Origin of the sequence: Lysobacter soli (genome assembly GCF_009755585.1) — a bacterium.
In the GTDB taxonomy this organism is placed as follows: Bacteria; Pseudomonadota; Gammaproteobacteria; order Xanthomonadales; family Xanthomonadaceae; genus Lysobacter_J; species Lysobacter_J soli.
This window is the reverse complement of the sequence record NZ_CP046603.1, coordinates 3,751,307-3,763,535: the sequence shown is the minus strand read 5'-3', so window position 1 is coordinate 3,763,535 and position 12,229 is coordinate 3,751,307. Positions and strand designations below refer to the sequence as shown.

The window sequence follows — 12,229 nt, the reverse complement described above, 5'->3', positions numbered from 1 at the left end:
GACTCCATCTCAGAATGGAACGTGCATGGAGCGTGGGCGATTCGGGCTGAACCCCTTGTCGCGAGGATGTATGCGTCGCGCGAAGAATCGCGCCGGTGATGCCTACCAGGTGTCCTCGAGCATGCGCGGGCGACTCGCGAGCCAGCCGCCGTACAGCAGCGCGAGCAGGCACAGCGTCAGGAACGCGAACGGCCACTCCCAGCCGTGCGTGGCCTCGTGCAGCCAGCCGAACAGCAGGGGCCCGAGGCAGCTGAGGCTGTAGCCCACGCCCTGCACGAAGCCCGACAGCCGCGAGGAACCGCCCGGCGTGCGCGTGCGCAGGTTGATCAGCGTGAGCGAGAGCGGGAACGTGCTCGGCCCCAGGCCGAGGAATGCGACCCACAGCAGCGGCGCGGCCATCGGCGCGAGCAGCAGGCCGGCGAACGCGGCGATGTAGCTCGCGCCGCATGCGACGACGATCGGGAACGGATTGCGGATGCGCACCGCCAGCGCCGGCAGGAACAGCGCGCTCAGCAGGCCCATCGTCGAGAACAGCGCGACCATCGTGCCGCCGAGCGCGTGCGAGCCGCCGGCTTCGGTGAGCAGCTTCGGCAACCACGTGAACATCGAATACGTCGTCAGCGACGTCATGCCGAACATCAGCGTGAGGCCCCACGCGACGGGCGAACGCCAGACGCGACCGCGCGCGCTGCCGTTCGCGCCATCCTTCGCGCCATCGAGTTCCGGTGCGGGATCGCCGCTCGCGACAGCTTCGTCGTGCGCCTGGCAGAGCGCCTTCGCCTGCCGCGATTGCCCGTAGCGTTCCATCCACAACACGCCGATCCACGGCAGCGCGGCGGCGGCGGCGACCAGAGACCACGCGCCGAGCGACACGCGCCAGCCGGCGGCGGTGGCGATGGGGACGGCGAGCAGCGCCGGCAGGATCGTGCCCAGCTGCAGCACGGTGATGTAGAGCGTGCTGACGGTGCCGACGCGATCGGCGAAGTAGCGCTTCACCAGCGGCGGCAGCACGACGTTGCCCATACCCATGCCGGACAGCGCGATCGCCGAGGTCACCAGCAACATCGCCGTGTCGCCGACAAACGCGCGAACGAACAGGCCGATCGCCGCGAGCGCCATCGCCAGCAGCGCCGTGCGTTCGAGGCCAAGGCGATGCGCGATGGCCGGCGTCACCACGCCGAACACGGCGAATGCCGCCGTCGGCACCATGCCAAGCACGCCGGTCATGGTCGGACCGAAGCCGAAGGTGTCGCCGAGGGTGTCGAGCAGCGGCGTGAGGGAGGTCACCGCCGTGCGCAGGTTGAACGCCGACATCGCGATGCCCGCCAGCACGAGCGCGCGGTCGCGCCACAACGGGCGGACGAGCGGGGCGGCGAGGGAGTCTGCGTTCATTGCGGGAAGTCCTGTGCACCCCGCGGATCTAAGCAGGGCGATGCGTGCGGTTCGATGTCGCGGATGCTGCGGAAGATGCGCGGCGCGCGGCTGAATACGTGAAGTTTGCGGGATGGAGGCATGTGCGGCCACCCGGCGGGCGGCAACACTGGGTTCCAGTGTGGACCGCCGGACATCGGTTTTCACGGCCGAATCACCATGCTGACCGCTTCCGCACACGTGCCGCGAGGATTCACCCGCGATTCGCATCGGCCGACGAAGACTCCAGCCCACTGCAACGATCCACTGCAAACCAGGGAGTCATCGAATGAAGAAGACCATCGTGCTGACCGCGCTGCTGTCGCTGTCGACCGTCGCGTTCGCGCAGGACGCCAAGCCGGCGGCCCCGCTGACCGAAGCGCAGGTGCGTGCGCGCCTGACCGAGCAGGGCTACACCAAGGTCAACGACGTGAAGTTCGAGGACGGCGTGTGGAAGGCCGACGCGCACAGCGCGCAGGGCGACAGCGTCGACGTGCGCCTGGATGCGAAGACCGGCCAGGTCTACCCGGACAAGCAGGTCGCCAACCTCAGCGAGGCCGACGTGCGTGCGCGGCTGTCGGCCGAGGGCTACACCAACGTGCACGACGTCGATTTCGAGGACGGCATCTGGAACGCCGAGGCCGATGATCCGTCGGGCAAGGACGTGGAGCTGAAGATCGATCCGGCGACGGGCAAGGTGATCGGCAAGGAAAAGGATTGAGTTTCAGGCGGTGCTCTCCCCTGACCCGGTGATCAGGGGCACTCCGCCCATGCACTTAGCCCCTCTCCCGCCTGCGGGAGAGGGGTTGGGGTGAGGGCCGGGCAGCGGCATTGTGCTGACCGCGGGCTCCGCCCTCATCCGCCTGCCGGCACCTTCTCCCGCTAGCGGGAGAAGGGCAGCACCCCCGGCCCCTGTGCATAACGTTGGCTGGCACCCCGCCTCCCCGCTCCGTACCATCGGCCGGCACTCCGACCCCAGGTCCCATCCATGAAGCTACCGGCCGTATCGCTGCTTGCGCTGTCCCTCTCGCTCGCCCTGAATCCCGCCGTCGCCGGCAAACCGGCGGCGACCGACATCGACCCCGCGCGCCTCTCGCAGGACGTGAAGGTCCTCTCCTCCGATGAATTCGAGGGCCGCGGCCCCGCCACGGCCGGCGAAACCAAGACCATCGATTACGTCGTCGCGCAGATGAAGGCGGCCGGCCTGCAGCCCGGTGGCGACCTGAAGGACGGCAAGCGCGAATGGACCCAGGCCGTGCCGCTGGCACGCGCCGAGATCAAGGGCACGCCGACGATTTCCGTTGCCGTGAAGGGCAAGACGCAGGCGCTGACGCAGGGCGAGCAGATCGCCGTGCGCGCCGCGCAGGACGGCTCGACCGCCGTCGACATCAGCAAGGCGCCGCTGGTTTTCGCCGGCTACGGCGTGAGCGCCCCGGAGCGCGGCTGGGACGACTTCAAGGGCGTCGACCTCAAGGGCAAGATTGCCGTGGTCCTGATCAACGATCCGGACTTCGATGGCGGTGAAGGCGATTTTGGCGGCAAGGCGATGACCTACTACGGTCGCTGGACCTACAAGTACGAAGAGGCCGCGCGCCAGGGCGCGCTCGGCCTGCTGATCGTGCACGAAACCGATCCGGCCTCGTACGGCTGGGCGACGGTCAAGAACTCCAACACCAACACGATGTTCGACGTCGTGCGCGACAAGCCGGCCTCGGTGCATCCCAAGCTGGAAGGCTGGATCCAGCGCGATTTCGCGCAGCAGCTGTTCAAGCAGTCGGGCCTGGATTTCGACGCGCTCAAGGCGCAGGCGAAGACCAAGGCGTTCAAGCCGGTCGAACTGAAGGGCGCGACGCTGAGCGCGAAGTACGACGTGGATCGCCAGATCATCACCTCGCACAACATCGTCGGCCGCATCGACGGCACGAAGCGCCCTGACGAAACCGTCATCTACTCGGCGCACTGGGACCACCTGGGCGTCGGCCAGCCGGACGCGAAGGGCGACAAGATCTATAACGGCGCGGTCGACAACGCGACCGGCACCGCCGCGCTGATCGAGATCGGCCGCGCGTTCGCCAAGGCGCCGACGAAGCCGGAGCGTTCGGTCGTCTTCCTCGCCGTCACGGCGGAGGAGAAGGGCCTGCTCGGTTCGGAGTACTACGCCTCCAAGCCGCTGTACCCGCTGGGCAAGACGGTGGCGGTGATCAATATGGACGCGCTCGATCCGCACGGTCCGGCGCGCAACTTCACCACCTCCGGCAGCGCGAAGCAGGAACTGCTCGACGAACTGATCGACACGGCGAAGAAGGTGGCGAACCTGGATTACGTGACCGATCCGAAGCCCGAAGCCGGCCACTTCTTCCGCTCCGATCACTTCCCCTTCGCCAAGCGCGGCGTTCCGGCGGTGTCGTTCGGCTCGGGCAACGACCTGGTCGACGGCGGCCTGGAAGCGGGCAAGAAGATGGAAGACGCGTACGTCGCCGACCGCTACCACCAGCCGGCCGACGAATGGGAAGCCGACTGGACCTTCCTCGGCATGGCGCGCGACTTGGGCCTGCTCTACACCGTCGGCCGCAACCTGGCCGATTCGGATCGCTGGCCGAACTGGGACGCGTCGAGCGAGTTCCGCGCGGCGCGTGACCAGACGGCGGGTGATCGGAAGTAACGCCTCGCTGATCCTCCCTCCCCTGCGTGCAGGGGAGGGAGGGGAGGGGTGAAGTCCGTGCGGTAACGTCGAGAGCAGCCCGCAGCGTTTCACTTCCTTGGCTGTTCTCCCGTGTCGCTTCGTTGCCCCTACCCGGCCCGAACGCGTAGCGTTCGGGCGTTCGAAAGGCGCGCGAACCAGTGGTTCGCAAGCAGCGCCTTCTCACCCCGACCCCTCTCAGCTCTGCACTCCCTTCGGTCGCCGCTGGGAGAGGGGCTTGAGCGCCTCGATCACCGCATCGCTCTCCACCACCTGCGCGAACTCCGCCCGCAATGTCGCCAGGTGCGCGCGCTGTATCGCGTCGGCGGGGATCACCGATCCGTCGGCATCCTTCAGGTCGAAGCACGCGCACGCATCGCCGATGACGATCGTGCGATAGCCCAGGTTCGCCGCGACGCGTGCGGTCGTCGACACGCACATGTCCGTGCTGATGCCGAACAACACGACGGTGTCGACATTCAGTCGACGCAGGCGCAGGTCCAGATCGGTACCGATGAAGGCCGCATTGACCGACTTGCTCACCAGCGGTTCGCCTTCCAGCGGCACGAAGCCCGGACGATGCGCGTTGCCCGGATGCCCGGGCGCGAGCACCGAGCCTTCCATCACCGAATCGTGCCGCACGTGGATCAGCGGCAAGCCGGCGCGGCGCCACGCATCCAGCATGCGCAGCGCATTGGCCTCCATCGCCGGGTTGTTGCGCGGCGGCCACGGCGGCAGGTCGAAACCGCATTGCACGTCGATGGGAATCAGCGCGCTGCGCGTGTCGAGTTCTAGGGTGGAACGCGGGGCATTCATCGATCGGGGATCTCCCGGGGCGGTGGGCGCCCACGATGCGCGCTCGCCAGCGCCGGTCTCAACCCGGCAGAATGCCGGGACACCGGCACGCCCGTTGCGATGAAACACCTCGACGCCATCGATCGCCAGCTCATCGCGCTGCTGCAGGACAACGCGCGTCTGTCGACGGTCGCGCTCGCGAAGGCTGTCGGCCTTGGACGCACCACCGTGCAGGAGCGCCTGCAACGGCTGGAAAGCGCAGGCGTGATCGCGCAGTACACCGTGCGACTGGGCAGCGGCGGCGATCCGCTGCAGGCGTGGCTGATGCTGCGTTATGCCGACGGTTTCAGCTGCGACGACGTGATGCCGCAGTTGACCGCGATGCCGCAGGTACGGCTGTGCCACAGCGTCGCCGGCGAGCTCGACCTGCTCGTGCTGGTGCAGGCGGAGTCGCCGGGCGAGCTTGCCGATCTGCGCGAGCGCGTCGCCGCGATCAAGGGCGTGGACGATGTCACCACGGTGCCGGTCCTGCGTACGACGCTGGATCGGCGGTGACTGGCAAGCCTTGCCGCGCTCGGTGCCTATAGCCCCGCCATCCATGGCGTCACGCGACGAGCGTCGGATTGCCCGGCCCGGCCATCCATGGCCGGGCGTTCGGCCGCGCGCGAGCCAGTGGCTCGCCAGCGCGCGGCCTTACCCCAGTTTCCGCGAGGCTGCGTAGGCGGCCAGGTTCCCGAGTCCCGTCACGCCGAGCAGTACGGCGACGACGCCGGGGGTGATCTCGGTCCAGCCGAACGCTTCGATCAGCGCGAAGCCGAGGCCGACGGCCAGCAGCAGGATGCCCCAGCGCAGCGAGGCGTGGCGGCGCTGCAGCGCTTCGGCCTGCACCAGCGAGCGGATCAGGTCTTCCGAGCCGTTGCTGGCGATCAGCTTGGCGCGGGTACGCGCGTCCACGACCACCTTGATGGCGTAGACGACGCAGATGAACAGGGTGATCGGGATCAGGATTTCGAAGTTCATGGGTGTGTTCTCGGGACCGTGGCGTGGGGTACGGGGCAAGAGATACGGCCGCCGCGCGACCGGTTGCAGCGGCCGGAAACAAACTTCGTGAAGGCCGCGTTGCAACCATCCGGCCCCTGAACGTATCCACAAAGGTCATGACCGGTGAAACCCCGTGACCGAGGACGACCGCAGGTTGGTGGATGCCGTGCTGGGCAACGTGCCCGGCGCGTTCGAACGCCTCGTGCGCGAGTACCAGGGCCTGTGCTGGCACATCATCCAGCGCATGGTCCGCCAGCCGGAGGACACCCGCGAGCTGTGCCAGGAAGCCTTCCTGCGCGTGCACCAGTGCCTGCACCAGTACCGCGGCGAGAGCGCGCTGAAGTCGTGGATCGGGCAGGTGGCCTATTCGGTCGCCAAGCGGCACCTCGAGAAGCGCCGCATCGCCATCGCCGAACCGGTAGGCGACGAGGACGACGGCGTCAGCCTGCTGGACCAGCTCAGCGACGGCTTCGACCTGGAAACGGCCTGTGCCGATGCCGAGATCGCCGCCGGCCTCCACGAGGAAATCGAATCGCTGCCGCCGTTGCAGCGTACGCTGCTGACGCTGTATCACCTGGATGAAGTGCCCATCGTCGAGATCGCCCGCATCACTGGCCTCGCCGAAGGTACGATCAAGAGCCATCTGTTCCGCACCCGGGCGCGGCTGCGCGAACGCCTGCAGGCCCGGATGGGAGTGACCGCATGAACACACCTGACGATCGCAAGCCCGGAAGCGAAGACCCGCCGATCCACCGCACCGGCTGGCGCGGCATCGACGCCTTGCGCCTGGAAGCCGAATGGCAGGCGCAGGAACACGCACTCGAACAGGAACGCCGCGGGCAGCCGCTCGATCCGGCCGATTCGCGCCTGGCCGAGTACCGCCTGATCGCGCGCGCATTGCGCACGCCGGCGATGGAGCCGGTGCCCTACGACCTCGCGGCGCAGATCGTGCGCCACGTGGAAGGCATGCCCGCGGCTGGCGAACTGTTCGAACGCTGGCTGCTCCGCGTGCTCACCGCGATCTTCGCGATCGCGGTCATCGCGGTGGTCGCCGCGTACGGCGCGCAATGGATGCCGGCCTTCGCCAGTCTATGGCCGTCGTTGTCGCCGCAATCGGCCGACTGGGCGGGGCTGCTCGTCGGATGCCTCGCGGTATCGCTGGCATGGCAGGGCGTGGTCCGCCTGATGCGCGCGGATGAGGAGATGCCGGCGGGGTTGGCCTGAGTTGAGCCCCTCTCCCTGCGGGAGAGGGGTTGGGGTGAGGGCCGGGACGTGCGATCACGCATGCACTCACGATGCCCAGGCTGTCATTCCCGCGAAGGCGGGAATCCAACTGTCCGCGTTCTCACGCTCTTCGTAAGTCGTGATGTGTCGTGAAGATGGATCCCCGCCTTCGCGGGGATGACGGCGTTCGATTCGATCGATGCCAAAGCCCCTCTCCCCACGGGAGAGGGGTTGGAGTGAGGGTCGGGACGTGCGATCACGGGCGCATGCCCGTGCACAAAAGGCCGTCATTCCCGCGAAGGCGGGAATCCAACTGTCCGATCCCTCACGGCCTCCGTAAGGCGTGATGCGGCATGAAGTTGGATCCCCGCCTTCGCGGGGATGACGTCTTCCAGCGCGAGTGCGATTTGAAGAAGCGCCGCTTCGAATGACGAGTCGATGCCATCCATGGCGCCGCACGTCAGGCTCCGGAAAGCCCGGCCCGGCCATCCCTGGCCGGGCGTTCCGCAGGCCACGCGGCAGTGCCGCGTAGGCGGCCTGCCTCACCCATCCATAACCGTGCGTTCGGCAGGCCACGCGGCAGTGCCGCGCAGCACGAGCTTCGAAAGGGATGCCACTGCCATCCATGGCGCAACGCACCGGCTTCGGATCGCCCGGCCCGGCCATCCATGGCCGTGCGTTCGCGGCCGCGCGCGCCAGTGGCGCGCAAGCGCGGCCGCTCACCCCTTGATACAAACCACCTGCCGCAGCGTATGCACGATCTCCACCAGGTCGCGCTGCGCCGCCATCACCGCATCGATGTCCTTGTACGCGGCGGGCGACTCGTCGATCACGCCTGCGTCCTTTCGACATTCGACGTGCGCGGTGGCCTCGCGGTGCTCCTTGAGCGTGATCCGCGCGCGTGCGGCGGTGCGGCTCATCACGCGGCCGGCGCCGTGGCTGCAGCTGTGGAAGCTGTCCGCGTTTCCCTTGCCGCGCACGATGAAACTGCGTGCGCCCATGCTGCCCGGGATGATGCCGAGCTCGCCCTCGCGCGCGCTGACGGCGCCCTTCCGCGTGACGAGCAACGATTCGCCGAAGTGGTCCTCGCGCTGCACGTAGTTGTGGTGGCAGTTCACCGCCGACTTCTCCGTCTGGAACTTCGGCAGGCGGTGGCGCATCTCGTGCAGCACGCGCGCCATCATCGCCTCGCGGTTCGCACGCGCGTAGTCCTGCGCCCACGAGACCGCTTCGACGTACTCGTCGAACAGCGGCTCGCCTTCGAGGAAGAACGCGAGGTCGCGATCGGGCACGTGGAAACCGAGCACGCGCTTTTCCAGCTCGCGACGCGCCAGTTCGATGAAGTACGTGCCGATGAGGTTGCCGGTGCCGCGCGAGCCCGAGTGCAGCATCACCCAAACGCGATCGGCCTCGTCGAGGCAGATCTCGATGAAGTGGTTGCCGCCGCCGAGCGTGCCGATCTGGCGATCGAGCTTGTCCGGGCGGATCTTCGGATGCTTCTGGCGGATCTTCGCCAGTCGCGCGACGAGGTTGGACTTCTCCAGCGCCGTCTCGACGCTGTCGGGAATCCGGCGGTGCTCGCCGCCCGGACCGTTGCCGACCGGAACGCTGCGCTCGATGGAGTTGCGCAGCAGCGACAGGTCGTCCGGCAGGTCGTCGGCGCGCAGCGTGGTGCGAACCGCGGCCATGCCGCAGCCGATGTCGACGCCGACCGCGGCCGGGATGATCGCGCCCTTCGTCGGCACGACCGATCCCACCGTCGCGCCGATGCCCAGGTGCACGTCGGGCATCACCGCGACCCACGGCCCGACGAAGGGCAGGGTGGCGATGTTGCGCAGCTGCTGCCGCGCCTGGTCCTCGACCGGCACGCCGTGCGTCCAGCCCTTGATCGGCGTGGTCGCACCTTCGGCGTGCAGCAGGTCGAATGAAGCGTGTTGCGTGTTCATGGTTCCATTCCTTGTGAAAAACCGTGCGGCGCGAATCCGTTCGCTCCGCACGGAAGCTTACTGCTTGAGGCTCACCAGCTGCTTCATGACGCCGTCCAGGCCGCCGAACACGGTGAGCTTGTCGATCTTCTCGGTCACCTTCTCAAGAGCTTCCAGCTCCTTCAGGCGCATGAGCACCGGGCTCTCCTCGATCAGCTTCGCGGTGTTGAGCAGGGAACGCGTGGCGTTCGCCTCCTCGCGACGACGGATCACGTTGGCCTGCGCCGACTTTTCCGCCTGCACGACGCTGTTGAGGATCTCCTTCATCTCGCCCGGCAGGATCACGTCCTTCACGCCCACGCCGAGCAGCTCGACACCGACCTCGCCGACGCGGCCGCGCACGTAGCCGAAGATGTCGGCGTCCAGCGAGGCCTTGTCGCCGAGCAGTTCGTCCAGCGTCTTGGCGGAGACCGCCTTTCGCAGGCCGAACTGCAGCTCACGGTACACGTAGTCGGCGTACTTGCCGACCTTCGTGATCGCGGCGACCGGATCGACGATGCGCACGCTCGCGGCGAGGTTCACGCGCAGGCTGACCTTGTCGCGCGTGAGCAGCTCCTGGCCGGACACCTCGAGCGACTGCACGCGCAGGTCGACCGCCTGCACCACGACGTTCTTCCGGAAATTCCAGAAGGCGTAAGAACCCGCACCGACGACACGCGCGAGCTTGCCGTCGATGAACACCAGGCCCGCGAACTCCGCCGGCACCGGCAGCACGACCGCGACCTTCTCGAGCACGCCGAGCTGGCGCAGACGCGTCGCGACGTCGGTCGGCACATCCGGCTCGTCCTGCAGCGCGAGCGTGCGGACCTCGATCGCGATCGGGCCCTTCCAGTACAACCGGCGCGAACCCGGCGCGAGGATTTCCTCCAGGCGGCCGTTCTTCATCACCAGGCCGACTTCGCCAACGCCGATGTCGGCGAGCACGAACGTGTCGGCCAGGCGCGTGCCCAGCGCGTCGATCAGCGCGTTCTCGTCGCTGCCGAGGTACTCGGCGCGAAGCGCGATGTTGTGCACCTTCACCTCGACCGCGCCGAACGGGTCGAACCACGTGTGCACACCCGGCGCGATGACGCCTTCGAATTGACGGTTGCGATACACCAGGCCGCGCTCGCCGTCGCCGATCACGACCTTCTTGGTCCAGAACATCGGAATGTCCTCCTTGTTGTTGGCTCTGATGTTTCGATCCGCTTGGGGCGCGAGGGATCGGTCGTCGCGTTTGATTGGCGTCCGGCGAAAGCGCCGCGACGCAGGAAAAAGTTGGAAACGCCCCCGACGCCGAATCCGCGGAGCACGTCGCGCTCGACGCATTCGATGCGATGGCGACATGGATCGCGTCGCAGGCCGACATCGCCTGCGAACGGACCCGTGCAGCCAGCGCACGCATGCGCGAGGGCGGCGGCCCGGCGGATCCACCGCTGCGATACTCCGATCGCATCCGCATGAAGCCGGATGCGACACGGAACGCCGCAAGAGGCGTTTCCGATGAAGGGACTTTCGTCCCGATGTAACGACGTGAAAGGTCGTTTGGAGCGGGAATCGAACCCGCGACTCTCAGGCTTTGGACCTGATGCTCTAACCAACTGAGCTATCCAGTGGTGGACAAGCCGGAATCGAACCGGCGGCCGATGGCGTGCGCCATTGCTCTACCTCTGAGCTACTGTCCCGGCACGACGCACCGCTCTACATCCCGGCATACGCAGCGGCAGTGCCGCGCGCACCGGGCAGGTACGGCTTCCGCCGCGAACCTGCGCCGCTGTGGACGTTTCGCGTGATGCGTCGTTCATTGGCGTCGCGATCCACCGCAAGCGATGAGTCGTGACGTCAATCCTGTGTGCGAATGCAACCGCCCGCCGCCCGCGCCGAAGCATCCAGGCGCAGCGCTGTTGCGCTCACGGCATTCCCTTCATCGAAACCAGCATGTTCCGGATGCTTCGGGATGCGCGATGCACTCGCGTTTGTCGTTGTTTGAAATGCCTTGAAAAAAGGGCCTTTGCGAACGCCGAAAAGAAAACGCCCCCGGGTGGTGAACCCGAGGGCGTTCGCATTGCCTCGGGGAGATCGGGGTAACCGACCTCCCGTGTGCAGGAGATCAGTCGATGGGCTTGCCTTCGTCGCGCAGTCGCGGCGCGGACGCGCACAGACCGCGGCCCTTGGGCTGCAGTGCGTGGCGCTTGGCGATGTGGGCGACGGCGTTCATGGAAATCGACTGACTCGAAAAGTGTGTGGTGGAACGAAGGTCGCGCAAGTTACGCATTCGTTAAAACGAATGCAAGACCGTTCGTCGGGAAATGAACGGTCGTATGCAATGCAACCAGCAAATCAACATCGGCGAATCAACGCAACAACGGCGCGAGCTGCGTCCACACGTGATCGCGCAGTTTGGGCTGCGCGCTCGCGACCGGATGCAGGTTGTCGTCCTGGAACGCGGTGCGGTCGGTCGCGATGGGTTCCAGCAGGAACGGCAGCAATGCGATGCCGTGCTGCTTCGCCAGCGCGCTGTAGTTGTCGCTGAAACCCTGCGTGTATTCGCGACCGAGGTTCGGCGGCATGCGCATGCCGATCAGCAGCACCTTCGCGCCGCTCTTCTTCGATGCGGTGATCATGCGGTCGAGATTCGCGCGCGACTGCGTCAGCGGCAATCCACGCAGGCCGTCGTTCGCGCCGAGTTCGATCACCACCACGGCCGGCTTGTTGCGCTTGAGTTCGCCATCGATGCGCGCGGCACCACCGGCGGTGGTCTCGCCGCTGATGCTCGCATTCACCACGCGCCAGCCGGGCTTCGTCTTCGCGATGCGGTCGGCGGTAAGCGACACCCAGCCCTGCGATGCGGCGAGCCCGTAGCCGGCCGAGAGCGAATCGCCCATCACCAGCACGGTGCGCGCCGGCTGCGTGGCGGGTGCAGCCTTCGCGGCCTGTGCCGCCGCCGGAAACGCAACCGCCAGCATCAGCGACGCCGTCACGACCCAGCCGATGGCACATTGCACGGCGTGCGAAAGGCGCGCATATCCCGAGAGGACGGCGCCGGAACCGCCAATGATGGCCTTCTTAAAGAACATTTAATCCGCGCTCCCAATGATGGTCACAGGAATGTACC

At 67.1% G+C, this 12,229-nt stretch carries 12 protein-coding genes and 2 tRNA genes; 6 read left to right on the top strand and 8 right to left on the bottom strand.

What is annotated here, in order from left to right; translation table 11 throughout:
• Window positions 1-102 precede the first annotated feature (102 nt).
• Window positions 103-1,392, bottom strand: a complete 1,290-nt coding sequence (locus tag GOY17_RS17120; protein ID WP_157031274.1) for a CynX/NimT family MFS transporter — start codon at window positions 1,390-1,392, stop codon at window positions 103-105.
• Between the two features lie 307 nt (window positions 1,393-1,699).
• Between GOY17_RS17120 and GOY17_RS17115 the strand changes: the two genes are divergently transcribed.
• Both GOY17_RS17115 and GOY17_RS17110 read left to right on the top strand, forming a co-directional pair.
• The gene (locus GOY17_RS17115; protein WP_157031273.1) at window positions 1,700-2,131 is read left to right on the top strand and encodes a PepSY domain-containing protein; all 432 of its coding nucleotides are present in this window, start codon (window positions 1,700-1,702) and stop codon (window positions 2,129-2,131) included.
• Window positions 2,132-2,398: 267 nt separating this feature from the next.
• Complete coding sequence (locus GOY17_RS17110) at window positions 2,399-4,072, top strand: M28 family metallopeptidase (RefSeq protein ID WP_157031272.1); 1,674 nt, start codon at window positions 2,399-2,401, stop codon at window positions 4,070-4,072.
• Window positions 4,073-4,288: 216 nt separating this feature from the next.
• Here the strand turns inward: GOY17_RS17110 and GOY17_RS17105 are convergent, their stop codons facing one another.
• Window positions 4,289-4,906, bottom strand: coding sequence for a cysteine hydrolase family protein (locus GOY17_RS17105; protein WP_157031271.1), 618 nt, complete (start codon window positions 4,904-4,906; stop codon window positions 4,289-4,291).
• A gap of 99 nt (window positions 4,907-5,005) precedes the next feature.
• Here GOY17_RS17105 and GOY17_RS17100 point away from each other — a divergent pair, with 99 nt between their 5' ends.
• Window positions 5,006-5,440 carry an Lrp/AsnC family transcriptional regulator gene (locus tag GOY17_RS17100; RefSeq protein ID WP_115841945.1) on the top strand — a complete coding sequence of 145 codons (435 nt, stop codon included), beginning with the start codon at window positions 5,006-5,008 and terminating at the stop codon, window positions 5,438-5,440.
• A gap of 138 nt (window positions 5,441-5,578) precedes the next feature.
• Here GOY17_RS17100 and GOY17_RS17095 read toward each other — a convergent pair whose 3' ends face one another.
• Entirely contained in the window at window positions 5,579-5,905 is a 327-nt protein-coding gene (locus GOY17_RS17095) for a DUF6249 domain-containing protein (protein WP_115841944.1), read from the bottom strand.
• 154 nt (window positions 5,906-6,059) lie between these two features.
• Here GOY17_RS17095 and GOY17_RS17090 point away from each other — a divergent pair, with 154 nt between their 5' ends.
• Both GOY17_RS17090 and GOY17_RS17085 read left to right on the top strand, forming a co-directional pair.
• On the top strand, window positions 6,060-6,632 hold the full coding sequence (locus tag GOY17_RS17090) for an RNA polymerase sigma factor (protein WP_115841943.1): 573 nt from the start codon (window positions 6,060-6,062) through the stop codon (window positions 6,630-6,632).
• The gene (locus tag GOY17_RS17085; RefSeq protein ID WP_157031270.1) at window positions 6,629-7,150 is read left to right on the top strand and encodes a hypothetical protein; all 522 of its coding nucleotides are present in this window, start codon (window positions 6,629-6,631) and stop codon (window positions 7,148-7,150) included. Before GOY17_RS17090 ends, GOY17_RS17085 begins: the two co-directional genes overlap by 4 nt.
• Before the next feature lie 719 nt (window positions 7,151-7,869).
• Here GOY17_RS17085 and GOY17_RS17080 read toward each other — a convergent pair.
• Both GOY17_RS17080 and GOY17_RS17075 read right to left on the bottom strand, forming a co-directional pair.
• Window positions 7,870-9,096 (bottom strand): RtcB family protein, encoded by a 1,227-nt coding sequence (locus GOY17_RS17080; RefSeq protein WP_157031269.1) that lies wholly within the window; start codon window positions 9,094-9,096, stop codon window positions 7,870-7,872.
• A gap of 57 nt (window positions 9,097-9,153) precedes the next feature.
• The gene (locus tag GOY17_RS17075) at window positions 9,154-10,281 is read right to left on the bottom strand and encodes a slipin family protein (protein ID WP_157031268.1); all 1,128 of its coding nucleotides are present in this window, start codon (window positions 10,279-10,281) and stop codon (window positions 9,154-9,156) included.
• A gap of 74 nt (window positions 10,282-10,355) precedes the next feature.
• On the opposite strand from GOY17_RS17075, the gene GOY17_RS17070 reads away from it, so the two are divergent.
• Window positions 10,356-10,643: a hypothetical protein gene (locus tag GOY17_RS17070; protein WP_157031267.1), complete on the top strand. Its 288-nt coding sequence runs from the start codon at window positions 10,356-10,358 to the stop codon at window positions 10,641-10,643.
• A 16-nt stretch (window positions 10,644-10,659) separates the two neighbouring features.
• Here the strand turns inward: GOY17_RS17070 and GOY17_RS17065 are convergent.
• From GOY17_RS17065 to GOY17_RS17055, 3 genes are all read right to left on the bottom strand, one after another.
• A tRNA-Leu gene (locus GOY17_RS17065) sits at window positions 10,660-10,727 on the bottom strand.
• A 1-nt stretch (window position 10,728) separates the two neighbouring features.
• Window positions 10,729-10,799, bottom strand: a tRNA-OTHER gene (locus tag GOY17_RS17060).
• A 669-nt stretch (window positions 10,800-11,468) separates the two neighbouring features.
• Complete coding sequence (locus tag GOY17_RS17055) at window positions 11,469-12,191, bottom strand: arylesterase (protein ID WP_269750032.1); 723 nt, start codon at window positions 12,189-12,191, stop codon at window positions 11,469-11,471.
• Between the last annotated feature and the right edge of the window lie 38 nt (window positions 12,192-12,229).